We start from the raw sequence: 14,689 nt of genomic DNA, 5'->3' as shown, positions 1-14,689 counted from the left end.
CTCCCCGGCGTCCGTGAACGACGCCTGGTAGGCGGCGAACTGGGCGCGCTCCTCGTCGACGAGCGCGTGCCCGTCCGCGTACACGTTCTCGAAGAGCAGGGCGGGGTCGGGAGAGGGCATGAGACGTACGGCCTCTCGGACGCGGCGTGCGAGGAGTTCGCCCTCCGCCGCCACCGAGTCCAGATATGCCTGGTCGGCCCAGCCCTCGGCGGTGAGGTGCGTGGTGACGCGCAGGATCGGGTCCTTCGCCTCCCACGCCTCGCGCTCCTCGTCGGCCCGGTACTTGGTCGGGTCGTCGGAGGTGGTGTGCGCGCCCATGCGGTAGGTGTACGCCTCGACCAGGGTGGGGCCCTCGCCGTTGCGGGCCCGCTCCAGGGCCCAGCGGGTCACCGCGAGGCTGGCGAGCACGTCGTTGCCGTCCACGCGGACACCCGGGAAGCCGAAGCCCTGTGCGCGCTGGTACGGCGGCACGCGCATCTGGCGCTCGGTCGGCATCGAGATCGCCCACTGGTTGTTCTGGCAGAAGAACACCACCGGAGCGTTGTAGACCGCCCCGAAGTTGAAGGCTTCCAGGACGTCGCCCTGGCTGGAGGCACCGTCACCGAAGTACGCGATCACGGCCGAGTCGGCGCCGTCCTTGGCGACACCCATCGCGTACCCCGTGGCGTGCAGGGCCTGCGAGCCGATGACGAGGGTGTACAGGTGGAAGTTGTTGCTGTTCGGGTCCCAGCCGCCGTTGTTCACACCCCGGAACATGCCGAGCAGGTTGGTCGGGTCGACCCCGCGGCACCAGGCGACGCCGTGCTCGCGGTAACTGGGGAAGACGTGGTCGCCCTCTTGGACGGCCCGGCCCGAACCGATCTGGGCGGCCTCCTGGCCGAGCGAGGAGGGCCACAGGCCCAGCTCGCCCTGGCGCTGCAGGGAGGTGGCCTCCGCGTCGAAGCGGCGGCTCAGGACCATGTCCCGGTACAGGCCGCGCAACTCCTCCGGCGCGAGATCGAGCCGGAAGCGCGGGTGCTCGATCCGCTCGCCCCGAGGGGTGAGCAACTGGACGAACTCCGACTCGTCCGCGACGGTCACCGTCACCCGCCCGTCCGCACGGTTCCGCTGTCCTGGACGGCCTTCTGCTGTGCGGCGAAGGCCGCGCCGAGGAATGCCCGACTGCGCTCGGCCGTCCACCGCTGGGACGCTTCGAGACCGCGCAGCGCACCGGTGAACCGGGGAATCACATAGCGGGCGAGGAGCTCGAAACTGCGCTTCGTCTCTTCGGGGGACGCCCAGTCCTGCACGTTGACCAGGAGCCGGCCGAATCCTCCGGTGACGTCTTGGACCCGCCGGATCGTGGCGATGGCGTCGTCGACCGACCCGATGATCGCGCCCATGTTGTCGACGGTCGACTCCAGCGCCTTGCGGGCGTCGGCGGGGGAGAGCGCGACCGGCAGTCCGAGGGTTTCGGCCCAGTATTCGTTGCGGTGGCGGAGCCACCCGTCGAGGACCTGGCTGAAGGCCTCCTCACGGGTCTCAGCGATGTGCAGCGGCAGGGTGACCCGCCATTCGTGCCGGTCCGGGGTGCGACCGTGCACCTCGGCGGACTCCTCCAGGTGGAGCCACTGCTCCTTCAGGTCGCTCGGTCCGCTGCCGGGCCGGGGCGCGCCGAAGGAGAGCGGAGCGACGCCGTGCTGCCCGGCCAGCCTCATGCTGAACGGGGAGGTCGCGCTGGACAGCGCGACCTGCACGCCGTCCCGCGACCAGGGCCGTAGCTGCAACAGCGCGTCGTTGAGCCGGTACCAGCCGCGGTCCACGGTGAGCGGCTCCTCGGAGCGCAGCAGGTGCAGCACCGTGTCGAGGGCCTCGGCCGTGCGTTGCCGGGTGTCGGCCGGCGCGATGCCGAGCTGGTGCATGTCGGAGGGGAGCGAACCGGCCCCCACGCCCAGGATGAAGCGGCCACGGGTCTGGTGGTCGAGTTGCACGGCACGCGCGGCCACCATGTACGGGTGGTGGTAGGGCAGGCTGATCACGCCGGTGCCCAGCCTGATGTGCCGGGTGCGCTCGGCCGCGGCGGCGATGAACAGCTCCGGGGAGGGGATGACACCCCAGCCGGCCGAGTGGTGCTCACCGATCCAGAATTCCTCGAAGCCGATCTGGTCGAGCCATTCGACCAGATCGAGGTCCCGCCGCATGGTGAGGGTGGGATCCTCTCCGAGCGGGTGCAGCGGGGAGAGGAAAGCCCCGAACCGGAGGGGCTGTGCGGGTTCGGCTGTCATGTCGTTCCTTCCGGGCGTGCTTCGGTACGCGGACGCTTCTGCTGTTCCGCCGCTCGGCAACGGGGCGGTGGCAGGCGGGGGTTCACCAGTCGGAGGCCGCTACGGCCGGTGCGGCCGGTGTCCCGGGGGCCGCGGCCGGTCGGGGTGTGCCGTCGCCGTCCCGGGCGAAGCGCTCGCGCCAGATCCGCCGGGCGCGCGCGGACAGCGGGGCGTGGCCCTCGAAGATCAGGTCGAGGAAGGCCGACGCCTCCTCGGCGTCGCGCAGCCTGCGCACCGACTCCTGGCCCGGCCGGGCGGTGATCAGCAGGTCGTTGATGACGGTGAGCTTGCCCTCGGGCAGCGTCCGCGCGCAGATCAGGGTGTTCATGATCTGCGAGCGGGAGTCCGGTCCCGACAGATGGTCCAGGCACTCCTGGAACTCCGCCACCCGGCGCGGCTCACCGCCGAACTTGTACAGCGGCACCCATCGGCCGTCCGCCCCACGCCGCTCGACCACGTCGCAGTCGCCCTCCACACCCTCGCCGCCCTCGACGCCGGGTGCGGCCGCGATCCGGAAGTCCCAGCCGCGCTGCCCGAACTCGCCGTAGGCGTACGGGACCGGCTCGATGAACGTGTCGTGCGAGAAGCTGACGTCCACCAGCCAGTCCGCCTCCTCCAGGCGGACCTTGAGCAGCATGTGCGCGAAGATCCTGGAGTACTCGTTGTGGTGCGGGCGCCACATGTACGCGCCGAGGAAGGAGACGTCGAAGCCGATCTCGCGCAACACCCGGTGGAAGAGTGTGTGGTTCTCGAAGCAGGCGCCGCCGCGCCGGTCGGTGACGACCTTGGCGTAGAGCAGGTCGTCCTCCAGGACCAGCCTGCTCTCCAGGGCGTCCAGTGATTCGAACGGCACGCTGAGCGCGTGCGCGCGGCAGATGTCGCGCAGAACGTCCAGCGTTGGTGCGAACGGGCCCGCGTAGCCGATGCGCTGGGCATAGGAATCCAGCAGGAACATGGTGACTACCTCCTGTGCTGGCCGTTGTCCTCGGCCAGAAAGGCCGCGGCGTCGGCGATCAGGGGACGGATCGCGGGCTGGCCGAGGGCGAGCACCTCGAACTCGGGGGCCCGCTCCTCCTCCGCGGTCGCGGCGGCGGGTGGCTTCTGTGTGTTGCTCACCTGGAGCGACTGGAAGGCCTCGATGAACGGGCGGCGCAGGGCCTCGTACCGTTCGATACCCGCGGCGGTGTCGCCGCGCAGCGCGCTGTCGACCATCTCGGCCAGGCAGGCGGCATCCTGGAGCGAGGTGTTGAGGCCCTGCCCACCGAAGGCGTGCATGCCGTGCGCGCTGTCGCCGACCAGCACGACGTTGTCCAGGTTCCAGGTCCTGGTGCGTACGAAGTGGTGCTGTACTCGGCGGACCTGGTCCCAGTCCTTGACGTGTTCGGCGATCCAGCCGGCGAGCCGGGGCACGACGCCCGACAGCGTTTCGACGAGGAGTTCGACCGGCCCCTCGGTCACCCGCGCCGCGGTCGCCGAGTCGGTGATCCACACCAGGACGAGGCCTTCCTCGGCGCGGCGGGTCTCCAGCAGATAGCCGTGTGCTCCGAAGTGCGCGCGGGCCACGCCGTCCCAGTCGGGCGGGCTCGGTACGACGACGTCCAGGTACGAGCCGGTGGAGGGCACCACCTCGGCCTGGATTCCGGCCAGTTCACGGATCGTGGAGGAGCGTCCGTCGGCGGCGAGCACGAACCGCGCGTCGATGACCAGCCGTTGCCCGGGGGCGGCGACGGTGAGCGTGCTGCGGGCCCCGTTCCGGCCGCGGGTCAGCGCTTGCGTGTCGGCCTCCCACACCACCGTCACGTTCGGCAGCTCGGCGAGCTCGGCGAGCAGTAGCCGCACCAGGTCGAAGGAGCGGATGGACAGCGCGTGGGGTACGGGGCTGCCGTCGAGCTCGGCGTAGCGGTGGCGCGCGGCGAGGTGACCGCCGAAATAGATCTCGGCGCCCGGGATGATGCCGGCGCCCTCGGTGAGCTGGTCGAGCAGACCGAGTTGGCCGAGCAGATGCAGGGTGACGGGCTGGACGATGTTCACCACGGCCGGGGCGCCCGGTGGGGGACCGCCGGGTGCCGGCTCGGACCGGCGCTCCAGCAGGGTGACCTGCCAGCCCTGCCGGCCCAGGGCCAGGGCGGCGAGCAGGCCCACCGGTCCGGCCCCCACCACGCAGACGTCTGCCGCCGTACGGACGGCGGTGGTCGACTCTTCGGCCATGGGCTCTACACCTTCTTCTCGGGTTCGGGACCGCGGACGCCACGGCGCCGCAGCTGACAGGTGATGCGTCCGGTGGCGATGCGCCGCTCGCGCTTGTCGCGCACGACGACCTCGTAGGTCGCCACCGACGTGCCCACGAACAGGGGGGTGCAGATGCCGGTGACCGAACCGGAGCCGCGTGCGGCCCGGTGGTGTGTCACGGACAGTTCCTGGCCCAGGACCATGCCGCCGGTACCGGCCTCCAGAACGGCGGCCAGCGAGCCGAGCGTCTCGACGAGGGCGGCGCTGGCCCCTCCGTGCAGGAAGCCGTAGTACTGGCGGTTGCGGTCCAGCGGGAGGCTCCCCACGAGCCGCCGCGGGTTCCAGTCCTCGACGACGATGCCGAGACTGGTGGTCAGCAGATCGGGCCGGGTCAGCGTCTCCATGTCGAAGGGCGCCTCGAAGACGGCCTCGCGCTCGGGATGCCCGGCGGGCTGCTCGCCGGGCCGTTCCACGGGAGCGGATTCCACGGGCGCGCTCATGCGGCGACACCCGTCCCCAGGCGGCCGGCGGCGACCAGGCCGCTGAGCCAGCCGTACTCGGGGGCGGCGGCGCCCTCGGGTTCCGTGTCGGCCGAGGCGAGCAGCGGCAGCCGTTCGCCGGCCCTACCGGCTCTGCGCAGCAGTACGACGGCGGCGGCGTCCGAGACGGGCAGCGCGCCCACCGGCTCCTGACTCTCCAGCAGGCGCCGCTGCACCGACGCGGCCCGGTCGTTGGCGGCCGTCTCGACGCCCACGACCAGGACCTGGTCAGCGGCGTCCGATTCGAGCAGTGAGTCGGCGAGCAGCAGGGCTTGGCCGCCCGGGTCGGTCAGGTGGGACAGCGACGTCAACGGCCCGGTGATGCCGTACCTCTTGGTGAGATGGCCGAGGATCGATGTGGTCACCGACTGGAAGAACAGCAGCGGGCTGTGCACCTTCCCGTCGACCATCCGCGCGGTCGCCGTGTCACCTGTGACGGTGTCCCCGTACAGGGTGGCGAGCACCATCGCGGTGCGCGATCCGGCCCGCCCGACCAGGTTGTCCTCGGAGGCCGGGTCGCCGAGGCACTCGACGACGGCCGCGCTCACGATCGGGCTGAACCGGGACAGTACGAAGCCGACGACCTTGGGGAGTTCCTCGGCGGCGCCTCCCGGTACGCCTTCGGCCCGCTCGCCCCACGGCGCCAGACACGCGGCACCGGCGACCGCGCGGGGGCGGACGAAGTCCGCCGAGGCGGGGGTGTGCGTACGTGCGGTCATGCTGCGTCCTCTCCTGCGCGCTCCAGCACCAGCGCGGCGTTCACTCCTCCGAAGGCCGCATTGAGCGACAGGGCGTGGGTGATGTCGGCGGTTCGGGCCACGTTCGGTACGTAGTCCAGGTCGCAGTCCGGATCGGGTTCCTGATAGCCGAGCGTGGGCGGCAGCAGCCCCTCGCGCAGGGCGAGCAGGGTGATGACGGCCTCGACCGCTCCGGTGGCCTCGAGCATGTGGCCGGTACCGCTCTTGGTGGAGCTGACCGGGACGCGGGGGGCGTGCTCGCCGAAGATGCGGTGCAGCGCGGCGGTCTCGGCCACGTCGTTGAGCGGTGTACCGGTGCCGTGGGCGTTGACGTAGCCGATCCGCTCGGGGGTGATGCCGGCCTTGCGGATGGCCGCGTCCGCCGCGGCGGCCATGCCCTCGCCGCGCGGGTGCGGCTGGATGACGTGGTGGGCGTCGGCGGCCATGCCCCAGCCGGCCACCTTCCCGAGGATGTCGGCGCCCCGCTCCCGGGCGTGCCGCACCGACTCCAGGACCAGCACGGCCACGCCGTCGCCCTGCAGCAGCCCCATGCGCCCCTTGGCGAAGGGGCGTACGACCCCTTCCCTGCTCAGTGCCTTGCCGGAGTCGAACTTGGCGAAGACGTCCTCGGTGACGAGGTACGAGCCGCCGGCCACGACCACGTCCGCGCCGCCCCGGTCGATGAGTTCGGCGCCGTGCGCGATGGCGTTGGTCGACGCGACACAGGCGTTCACGAACGCCAGCCGCCGGCTGCCCAGGCCCAGTTCCTCGCCGAGCCGCTCGGCGAGCCGGGAGGGCAGGCTGTCCAGTACCCGCGGGTCGGCCGGGGTCCGGCCGGCGGCGATGTCCTCCCAGAAGCCCCGGTTGCCGGAGTGGTCGCCCGCGGTGCCCAGCAGCACCGGCGCGTCCGCGCCGTTGTGCCGTGCCATCGCGAGCGCCGCCAGCGCGCATGCCCGCAGGACCTCTCCCTGTCCGGGCGTGACGCCCGGCTTCAACGGGAGGCCCGGGATCTCGGGTCCGTCTCCCTCGTACGTCGCCGCGCGGTCCGCGTGGTACGGCGTCGAGTCGAACCGGGTGACCGGGGTGAAGCCGGTGTGGCCCGCGAAGAGACCGTCGCGCAGGGCCTGCGCGCCGAATCCGTACGAGGTGAAGACTCCGTAGCCGGTGATGGCCACTTCAACTGCCATGGGTTACCTCTCCCTGTTCCACCCGGCCGGGAAAGCGCCGGGCCAGCACTGCCTGGGCGCCGGTCAACGAGGTGAATCCGACGAGTTCCTCCTCCTCGGGCTCCCACGGGATGCCGTGCCGTTCCTCCAGCAGGTGCAGCATCCAGACGAGAGTGAGTGAGTCGACGACGAACTCGTCGGGGCCCTCGGGGCCGGGTTCGGGCGTGATCCCGCTGTCGACGAGAAGGCGTTCTATGTCACCGCGCGTGATCAATGCCCGGCTCCCGCCACCGCCGTACGCCGGTCGACCACCACCTGGACCAGCTGACCGAGGGTGCGGACCGTCTCGGGATCCACGTCCTCCTCCGGCAGTTCGACGTCGTACTCGCCCTCCAGCTGCAGCAGCAGCTCGATCATGGCGAGGGATTCGAGTTCGAGGCCCTCGGGGCCGAGCGGGGTGTCCGCGTCGGTGCCTTCGGGGACGGGGAGGTTGATGACGTCGCGGATGACGGCGAGGACGAAGTCCCGGGTCTCTTCCTGCATGGTTCGGCTCCCTTGCGGGTCGTGGGGTCGGCGATTGACGGGGGTGCTCAGATCCGTGCCGGGGCGCTCGCCCGGTGCTGCGCGGGGGCGGGCGAGGGCAGTACGGACGTGGTGGCGAGGCCCGGCCGGTGGCCGTGCACGACGGCGGCGACCTCGCGGACGGCGGCGCCCGGGTCGGCGCTCGCGAAGACGCGGCGGCCCACGGCGAGGCCGCGGCAGCCGGCGTCCAGGGCGGCGGCCGCGTAGTCGCCGAGGCTGCCGCTGTCGGCCGGGCCGCCGGCGACGAGGACCGGGATGGGGCAGCTCTCGGTGACCTCCGCCATGCCTTCGGCTGGTACCGCCCATGTCGTCTTCACCATGGTCGCGCCGAGGTCGGCGGCGATGTTGACGACGTGCGAGAGCAGGGCGGGGACGTGCGGGTCGGTGATGCGGGGGCCGCGCGGGTAGACCATGGCCAGCAGGGGCAGGTTCCACTCCTGGCAGGCACGGGCGACGGTGCCCAGGTCGGCCAGTTGCGCGGCTTCCGTGTCGGCGCCGATGTTCACGTGCACGCTCACCGCGTCGGCGCCCGCCCTGACGGCGTCCGCGACGTCGCCGACGAGGATCTTGGCGTCGCCGTCGGGTGCGTGCGGGGTGCTCGCGCTGAGGTGGACGATCAGCCCGCAGTCGCGCAGCAGCAGGGGATCGACCGCACGGGCACGGCCCTTGTGCACCACGAGCGCGTCGGCGCCGTTCTCCACGACCGTGCTCACGAGCTGGTTGAACCGGGCGGCGGTGGTGATGGGGCCGTCGGCCACGGAGTGGTCCATGGGCACGAACAGGAAGTGGCCGGCGCGATGCCGGGAGAGCCGCGAGAGCCTGACGTCCAGCCCTGTGGTCAACGCAACCATCTTCGATCTACCCCCAAGTGGCGGAAACACTGAGGGAATTCTTTCGGCGCCGCGGCCTGCGCAGAATCCTCGAAAGGACAGCCCCTGCGGGGCGCCGGAACAGGCCATTGGAGGTAGCCGTACAGGCAGTCCACCGCCGTCTTCGCATGCGCACGCCCCCGTCGTCCGCCTTCGGACGCGCACATGCGTCCGGGCCCGCCGCGTGGTCGACGCGACGGGCCCGGGGAGCACCGGGGGATTGTGCTCCGTATGAGTACGGCCGTGAGAGGCCGGTGGTGACGCGTGAAGGGGGGTGGGTCAGGAGGCGGCGCCCTGCGGCTGAGCGTCTTGCGCGGGTGCCGCGCCCGGCGCGGCCTGCGGGGCCTCGCCCTGCTTGATGGCGAGGCTGATGAGCAGAGCGACGGCCACCACGGCGGCGCCGGTCCACGTCAGCGCCGTCGTCGAGGTGCCCGCGAGGACGGCGCCGCCGATCGCGGCACCGACGGCGGTACCCAGGTACAGGGCGGAGTTGAGCAGCGAGACCACGATGCTGGTGTGCTGCGGCACGATGCGCATCAGCTGGTACTGCAGCGGCAGTTGGACGTGGGCCACGGCGAACCCGTAGAAGAGGATGACGACTCCGGCGGCTACGGCGTCGAACGCGCCGTAGGGGAACACGGCGATGATGACCGCCACCGCCGCGAGTGCCGCGCCCAGCATGGACTTGGGCGAGGTGCCCTTGTCGAGGCGGGCACCGGCCAGGGCATTGCCGACGAACGAGGTCACACCGGCGATCAGGAGGTAGACCGGCAGGCTCTTCGTGGGGACACCGGCGCTGTCCTTGAGGATCGAGGGCAGGAAGGTGTAGACGAGGCCCATCTGCGCGACGCCGTACAGGAACATGACGAACATCCGTCCCAGCACGCGGCCGTCGGTCAGGACGGCGAAGCGGTCCTTGAGGCCGGGCGTGGGCGCGGCGCCGACGGACGGGACGAGCGCGGCGATGGTGATGATCGCGACGACGATGACGCCGACCACGACCCACAGGGCCGCGCGCCAGCCGACCTGCGTGCCGACGAGCACGCCCACCGGCACTCCGAGGATCGTCGAGACGGAGAGTCCGCTCATGATGGTGCCGAGCGCGCGGCCCTGCTGAGCCGGCGGCACGAGCTGAACGGCCGTGCCCACGGCGGCCGGTGAGTAGACGCCGCCGACGGCGCCGGCCAGGACGCGGACGAGCACCATCACCCACAGCGAGGGTGCGAGGGCGCTGGCGGCGTTCGCGACCGCGAAGATGGCGAGTGCGTAGAGCGCGAGCTTCTTGCGTCCGACCTTCGCCGTGGCCACGGCGAGCAGGGGCGCGCTGATCGCGAAGGCGAAGGTGAAGCCCGTGACGACTTGAGCGACCGCGGCGAGGGACACGTCGAAGGAGTCGGCCATGCCCGGCAGCAGCCCGGACAGGATGAAGGCGTCGAGTCCGATGGCGAACATGCCGAGGGCGAGTGGTGCGATGCGTTTCATCTCTTCTCCCAAGGGGCGGGCGGGATTCGGGGATTCCGGGATTGACCTGAAAGAGACCGGAATATTGCGAACGAATGTTCGATGGCGAGGGCAGGGTGGGACGCCGGGGAAGGGCGCCGCAGGCGCAACGGCCGACGCGACTAGCGGATCTGCCGCGAGGCGAGGGCCAGGGCGAGCTCGTCGATCGAGGGCGCGCGGACGACGCGCTCGGCGTGCACCGCGATGAGCACCTTGGCCTCGGCCTCCCAGGTCGCGAGGAGTCTCCTGTCGAAGTCCGGTCCCGCGCCCAGCGGACCGCCGTCCCGCACGCGGTGGAACTCCTTGAGGTCGTCGAACGCGTCGGGAAGGCTCCGGATCTCCGCGCTTCCCTCGATCGTCCGCCAGGGGCCGTACCAGCTCTCGGACACCACGCAGACCGCCACCCGCGGATCGCGCTCGATATTCCGCGTCTTGGCGGTCACCTGGCTGGAAGTGACCAGAAAGCAGTCGTCGCCTATCGTCAGGCCCGAGACGGGAGACGCCTGAATTCCGTCGTCACGGCGGCGTGTTATCAGTACGGCGCGTACGGGTCGTACGACCCGTCCTTTCACGTCTCTCGCCATCGGAGAATTCCTTTCGGTCACGCGGGGACATTGAGCGGGACTTGCCTGTTCCGCCGGCCTGGCTGTGATCGGGCATGCCGAAACAGCGCTCCGGGCGTTCGGGGAGAATCACATCTCGGCGTGCGGAGAGCACGCCGTCGTCATCGGTGCGGGGTGTGGCCCCGCCGGTCGCGGGCGACCGCGGCGACGTGCCGCGGGCCCGCCGGGACCTCGTCCAGCCACCAGCACTCCGGCCGGTGCCGGGCGCCGTCGACCCGCAGCCCGGCTGCCGTCCGCCGTACCCCGAAGGAGCGCGGGCCGCCCGCGAGCCCGATTCCCTCGGCCTTGAGCAGTGCCTCCTTCCAGGTCCAGCGGCGCAGCAGCCACCGGGTACGGTCCGGCGCGGCGACCCGGTCCCACTCCTCCAGCTCGGCGGACCCGAGGATGCGCCGGGCCAGTCCGTCGGGCAGGCTCACCGGTCTGACCCACTCGACGTCCACGCCCACCGGGCCCGCCGTACTGACCGCCACCGCGCAGCAGTCGGTGGTGTGCGCCAGGCTGATGTGCAGATGCGGCGCGTCCGGCAGGAACGGCCTGCCGAGCGGGTCGCGGGCGAGCCGCACCTCGCGGGCCGAGCAACCCAGATGGTGTGCCACCGTCGTCCGCAGCAGCGCGCGGGAGCGGATCCACACGCGCCGTGAAGACGGCGGCATCCGGCCGGCCCGGGCCCGCTCGTCCGGGCTGAGGAGTGCCCAGTCGGGTTCCGGGCCGGTGGCACGCCCCGGTGTGTCCAGCCTGCTCAGGTGGACGACCGGGGCGTCGGACGCGTCATCCACCGGCGAGCAGGCCCTGCTTGAGCGCGATCGACACGGCCTGCGTGCGGTTGGGGCAGTTGAGCTTCGCCAGCACGTTGGTGACATGCCGCTTCACGCCGTGCACTGATATGCCGAACCGCCTGGCTATCTGCTTGTTGCTCAGCCCCTCGCCCATCAGGTGCAGGACGTCGTGCTCCCGCGGGGTGAGCCGCACCTGCGCCTGGAAGGCCCGGGCGCCGCCGGTGCGGGCCCGCGCCATCAGCTGGCGCACCATGGTCGCCGGGATGGGCAGGTCACCCCGGTCCAGCCGCTCCAGCGTCTCGCTCATGCATTCCAGCGTGAGATCGGACTGCACGAGGAATCCGTCGGCCGGCAGGGCCGCGATCCGCTCCACCGCGTCCGCGTCGACGCGGTCGAGGAGGACGAGCACCTTCACTCCGAGCCGTTCCGCGTCCTCCGTCAGCCGGAGCAGGACGTCCTCGCCGTCGGCCGCGTCGACGATCACCAGTGAGTACAGGCCGTCGCGCAGGATGTCCGAGGCGGACGTCACGTCGTCGTGCGGCTCGATACGGCGCGGCGGATCGAGCCGCTGGAGCATGTTGCAGATTCCCCAGCGTATGAGCTCGCTGGACAGGGCCACGAGTACACCTTTACCGGCCGAATGCGTACCGACGGCAGTGGATTCCTTGAGCATCACCAAGTCCGACATGCCAACCCCCTGTAGCACTTCATCGAATCGGAGCGAAACGGTGGAGCGCTACACGCGAGAATCCGCGGCTCTTATTCCACGGAGCCACGGATTCTCGTGGTAGGACACCTGGACTTCATCGGCCGGGACCGGGACGCTCCGAAGTCCATACTGGTCGAACGGCGCGGCTGGATCCACTTTTGAGAACGTCAGGATCCTGACTGACAACAACCTGATGCGTCTGGCGCGAAGACGATGTACGCGTCCGGCTCAATTTGTATAAGCGGCAACTGTTCCGCGGTCCGCGAGCACCGGGCGATCAGGCCGATGCGCCGAAGCGGTCCTCCAGAGGCTGTTCCGCGTCGCAGATGGCTTCGTCGCCCAGCGACCGGCCGACCTCGAAACCGGCCTGGAAACGGCTCGCGGCCCCCAGCCCGTCCAGCATGTGGGCGATACGGCGGCGCAGGGTGCGTACGGACATGCCGAGACGCTTGGCGACGAGCTCGTCCTTCGCGCCCGTGCACAGCATCCGGATGATGACGGCGTTGACCTCCTGCGACACGTCCTCCAGGCGTGCTCCGCGCCAGCCGCCCTGCGAGAACGGGCGGGCCCTGAGCCAGTAGTCGGTGAAGACGGACTGCAGGACGCCGACCGTGGCCGGATCGGTCACCACCGAGACACCCTCCCGTCCGGCCGCGGGCACCAGGGCGAGCGAGTCGCTCATGACGAGGAACCAGCCCGGCAGTGTCTCCATGGTCCTGACCAGGCCGCCCTGCTCCTCCACGAGTCCCAGTTCCTCCCGTAGTTCGGGGTCGAAGCGCGTCACGTGCTGACAGAGCATGTGTAACTCCACTCCGCGTTCGAACAGTTCGGCGGCCACGGCGGGCAGGTCCCTGATCACTTCGGGCCGCAGGCCCGCCCCCGACCGCATCTCCAGCCACGGCCCGGAGGCGGTGCCGGCCACCTGGGCGACGAGACCCCGTACCTCCTCGTCGGGCAGGGTCTGTCCGTCGCCGGCCGCCGAACTCGGCCGGGACAGTGCCGTGAGGGACTGCCGCAGCCGGACGATCGCCGCCTCGGCCTGCTGGGCCAGCTCTTCCAGCGCCCCTCTGTCGCCTCCTCCGTGTACCTGGTCGTGGTCTCCCTCTCCCGATCGCATGACGGGTCCCCCCTTGTGTGACGTCCGTCTGAGCGGCGGATCGTTACCAGCAAACTCGACTTGGAGCGTTCAGGGGGATATTTGAAGATCTTTTGCGTGGAAGTAACGATTCCTTCGGCGCTCGCGGCCTCACTGAGCTGTGGATTTCGCCCGCCGGCCCTGCGCCGTGTGGAGTAGCTCACGGTTGCGGACGACCTTGCCGTTCGAGGTGCGCGGCAGCCGGGCGACGTAGTGAAAGGCGCGCGGCAACTTGTACGAGGCGAGCCGCTCACGGCACCAGCCGAGCAGTTCACCGCGCGACAGCGCGCCCTGCGTGACCACATGGGCCTCGATGGAATCGCCGAACACCACCACGGTCTCCTCGATCAGCGGGTGTTCGCTGAGGACCTGCTCCACCTCCGTCAGATCGACCTTGAGGCCGCCCACCGAGACGAGTGAGTCCGCGCGTCCGGTGATCTCCAGCGTCCGGCTCCCGGCGCGGACCGAGCACCGGTCCTTGGTGTCGAGCCAGCCGTCCTCGTAGCGGTCCGCCCGGTCCGCGTACAGATAGGGGCACTCGGGCAACCGGATGCGCAGGGTGCCCTCGCGGACCTCCGTCCGCAGGCCGGGCACCACCTCGCCCACGGCCGGCGGTCCGTAGCGGCCGCCCAGGTCAGTGGCGATGATTCCGGTCTCCGTCATGCCGTACGCCTGGCCGACGGTGATGCCGTAGCCGGTCTTGAACTCGTCGTACACCTTCGCGTCGAGCAGCTCGCCTCCGCTGACCGCCAGCCGCAGCGCGGGGAGTTCGGGGACCTCGGGCACCCGGCTGAGCAGGCTGAAATGAAGCGGTACACCGAAGACCGCCGCGATCTCCCGCTCGGCCAGCATGCGCACCAGCTCCCGGGCCTGCGGCCGGCTGCTGAAGTGCAGCGGCGCGCCGACCCCGAGACCGTGCAGGACACCGCCGACCAGACCGAAGGAGTGCATGATCGAGCTGAGCAGCAGCACCCGTTCACCGGCGCGCGGCATCTCGGGCAGTCGCGCGAAGCGCCCGATCTCCTCGTAGAGCGACGCGTCCGTGCGACCGATCACCTTCGGCAGGCCCGTCGACCCGGAGCTGAACTGCACCAGCGGATGCGCCGACCTGGCGGGCCGCCCCGACCTCAGCCGGAGCGCCTCGACGGGCGTCTCGTCGCGGAACGAGCTGAAGACACCGCCGAGTTCGCCGGACGTGACATGGAACTGCGGCTCGCACAGTTCGACGAGCCGGTGGGTCTCCGTCCTGGTCAGCCGGGGATCGAGCAGCTGCACCTGGGCACCGAGCGACCAGAGGGCGAACACGGTCGACAGCATGGAGAAACTGGGCATCATCTGCACCGCCACCGCGGTGCCCTCGGTGATGCGGCGCGCCTGGAGCGCCGCCCGCTCGTACTCCACGCGTTCCCTCAGCTGCCGCCGGGTGACCACCGTCTCCCCGACGGCCCAGACATCGTCGTCGTCCGACCCGGTGACACGGGATTCGAGCCAGGACCTGAACTGTGTGCTCTCGGCCATTTC

16 protein-coding genes are annotated in these 14,689 nt (G+C 70.9%); all 16 read right to left on the bottom strand.

The window, feature by feature from the left end; genetic code table 11:
• The coding region (pdhA, locus tag ACFYW9_RS14005; protein WP_389148941.1) for a pyruvate dehydrogenase (acetyl-transferring) E1 component subunit alpha at positions 1 to 1,086 on the bottom strand (1,086 nt) is incomplete at its 3' end.
• Positions 1,083 to 2,264: an LLM class flavin-dependent oxidoreductase gene (locus ACFYW9_RS14000; RefSeq protein WP_389148938.1), complete on the bottom strand. Its 1,182-nt coding sequence runs from the start codon at positions 2,262 to 2,264 to the stop codon at positions 1,083 to 1,085. The genes ACFYW9_RS14000 and pdhA, both read right to left, overlap by 4 nt.
• An 82-nt stretch (positions 2,265 to 2,346) precedes the next feature.
• Complete coding sequence (locus tag ACFYW9_RS13995; RefSeq protein WP_389148935.1) at positions 2,347 to 3,258, bottom strand: arylamine N-acetyltransferase; 912 nt, start codon at positions 3,256 to 3,258, stop codon at positions 2,347 to 2,349.
• A 5-nt stretch (positions 3,259 to 3,263) separates the two neighbouring features.
• Positions 3,264 to 4,511, bottom strand: a complete 1,248-nt coding sequence (locus tag ACFYW9_RS13990; RefSeq protein ID WP_389148932.1) for an FAD-dependent oxidoreductase — start codon at positions 4,509 to 4,511, stop codon at positions 3,264 to 3,266.
• Between the two features lie 5 nt (positions 4,512 to 4,516).
• Positions 4,517 to 5,032 (bottom strand): PaaI family thioesterase, encoded by a 516-nt coding sequence (locus ACFYW9_RS13985; protein WP_389148929.1) that lies wholly within the window; start codon positions 5,030 to 5,032, stop codon positions 4,517 to 4,519.
• Positions 5,029 to 5,790: a ketosynthase gene (locus ACFYW9_RS13980; RefSeq protein ID WP_389148926.1), complete on the bottom strand. Its 762-nt coding sequence runs from the start codon at positions 5,788 to 5,790 to the stop codon at positions 5,029 to 5,031. The genes ACFYW9_RS13985 and ACFYW9_RS13980 overlap by 4 nt, the downstream gene beginning before the upstream one ends.
• On the bottom strand, positions 5,787 to 6,995 hold the full coding sequence (locus tag ACFYW9_RS13975) for a beta-ketoacyl-[acyl-carrier-protein] synthase family protein (RefSeq protein WP_389148923.1): 1,209 nt from the start codon (positions 6,993 to 6,995) through the stop codon (positions 5,787 to 5,789). The genes ACFYW9_RS13980 and ACFYW9_RS13975 overlap by 4 nt, the downstream gene beginning before the upstream one ends.
• A complete protein-coding gene (locus ACFYW9_RS13970; RefSeq protein WP_389148920.1) occupies positions 6,985 to 7,248 on the bottom strand; it encodes an acyl carrier protein in 264 nt (87 codons plus the stop codon). Before ACFYW9_RS13970 ends, ACFYW9_RS13975 begins: the two co-directional genes overlap by 11 nt.
• Positions 7,245 to 7,517, bottom strand: coding sequence for an acyl carrier protein (locus tag ACFYW9_RS13965; RefSeq protein ID WP_389148917.1), 273 nt, complete (start codon positions 7,515 to 7,517; stop codon positions 7,245 to 7,247). Before ACFYW9_RS13965 ends, ACFYW9_RS13970 begins: the two co-directional genes overlap by 4 nt.
• Before the next feature lie 47 nt (positions 7,518 to 7,564).
• Positions 7,565 to 8,407, bottom strand: a complete 843-nt coding sequence (locus ACFYW9_RS13960) for a 2-amino-3,7-dideoxy-D-threo-hept-6-ulosonate synthase (protein ID WP_389148914.1) — start codon at positions 8,405 to 8,407, stop codon at positions 7,565 to 7,567.
• A 297-nt stretch (positions 8,408 to 8,704) separates the two neighbouring features.
• Positions 8,705 to 9,907 (bottom strand): MFS transporter, encoded by a 1,203-nt coding sequence (locus tag ACFYW9_RS13955; RefSeq protein ID WP_389148911.1) that lies wholly within the window; start codon positions 9,905 to 9,907, stop codon positions 8,705 to 8,707.
• A 140-nt stretch (positions 9,908 to 10,047) separates the two neighbouring features.
• Positions 10,048 to 10,509 carry a pyridoxamine 5'-phosphate oxidase family protein gene (locus ACFYW9_RS13950; RefSeq protein WP_389148908.1) on the bottom strand — a complete coding sequence of 154 codons (462 nt, stop codon included), beginning with the start codon at positions 10,507 to 10,509 and terminating at the stop codon, positions 10,048 to 10,050.
• Positions 10,510 to 10,649: 140 nt separating this feature from the next.
• Entirely contained in the window at positions 10,650 to 11,324 is a 675-nt protein-coding gene (locus ACFYW9_RS13945) for a 4'-phosphopantetheinyl transferase family protein (RefSeq protein WP_389148905.1), read from the bottom strand.
• A complete protein-coding gene (locus ACFYW9_RS13940) occupies positions 11,317 to 11,943 on the bottom strand; it encodes a response regulator transcription factor (protein WP_389148902.1) in 627 nt (208 codons plus the stop codon). Before ACFYW9_RS13940 ends, ACFYW9_RS13945 begins: the two co-directional genes overlap by 8 nt.
• Positions 11,944 to 12,310: 367 nt before the next feature.
• On the bottom strand, positions 12,311 to 13,150 hold the full coding sequence (locus ACFYW9_RS13935) for a hypothetical protein (RefSeq protein ID WP_389148899.1): 840 nt from the start codon (positions 13,148 to 13,150) through the stop codon (positions 12,311 to 12,313).
• 129 nt (positions 13,151 to 13,279) lie between these two features.
• On the bottom strand, positions 13,280 to 14,686 hold the full coding sequence (locus ACFYW9_RS13930; RefSeq protein ID WP_389148896.1) for a class I adenylate-forming enzyme family protein: 1,407 nt from the start codon (positions 14,684 to 14,686) through the stop codon (positions 13,280 to 13,282).
• Between the last annotated feature and the right edge of the window lie 3 nt (positions 14,687 to 14,689).

Origin of the sequence: Streptomyces sp. NPDC002698, from assembly GCF_042888945.1 — a bacterium.
Classification (GTDB): Bacteria; Actinomycetota; Actinomycetes; order Streptomycetales; family Streptomycetaceae; genus Streptomyces.
This window is presented reverse-complemented; position numbering and strand designations above follow the sequence as displayed.

Coding starts and splice junctions, on each gene's coding strand:
- ACFYW9_RS13965 (WP_389148917.1), bottom strand. CDS start 7,517: ATGCAGGAAGAGACCCGGGACTTCGTCCTCGCCGTCATCCGCGACGTC.
- ACFYW9_RS13995 (WP_389148935.1), bottom strand. CDS start 3,258: ATGTTCCTGCTGGATTCCTATGCCCAGCGCATCGGCTACGCGGGCCCG.
- ACFYW9_RS13930 (WP_389148896.1), bottom strand. CDS start 14,686: ATGGCCGAGAGCACACAGTTCAGGTCCTGGCTCGAATCCCGTGTCACC.
- ACFYW9_RS13955 (WP_389148911.1), bottom strand. CDS start 9,907: ATGAAACGCATCGCACCACTCGCCCTCGGCATGTTCGCCATCGGACTC.
- ACFYW9_RS13975 (WP_389148923.1), bottom strand. CDS start 6,995: ATGGCAGTTGAAGTGGCCATCACCGGCTACGGAGTCTTCACCTCGTAC.
- ACFYW9_RS13990 (WP_389148932.1), bottom strand. CDS start 4,511: ATGGCCGAAGAGTCGACCACCGCCGTCCGTACGGCGGCAGACGTCTGC.
- ACFYW9_RS13985 (WP_389148929.1), bottom strand. CDS start 5,032: ATGAGCGCGCCCGTGGAATCCGCTCCCGTGGAACGGCCCGGCGAGCAG.
- ACFYW9_RS13950 (WP_389148908.1), bottom strand. CDS start 10,509: ATGGCGAGAGACGTGAAAGGACGGGTCGTACGACCCGTACGCGCCGTA.
- ACFYW9_RS13935 (WP_389148899.1), bottom strand. CDS start 13,150: ATGCGATCGGGAGAGGGAGACCACGACCAGGTACACGGAGGAGGCGAC.
- ACFYW9_RS13980 (WP_389148926.1), bottom strand. CDS start 5,790: ATGACCGCACGTACGCACACCCCCGCCTCGGCGGACTTCGTCCGCCCC.
- ACFYW9_RS13960 (WP_389148914.1), bottom strand. CDS start 8,407: ATGGTTGCGTTGACCACAGGGCTGGACGTCAGGCTCTCGCGGCTCTCC.
- ACFYW9_RS14000 (WP_389148938.1), bottom strand. CDS start 2,264: ATGACAGCCGAACCCGCACAGCCCCTCCGGTTCGGGGCTTTCCTCTCC.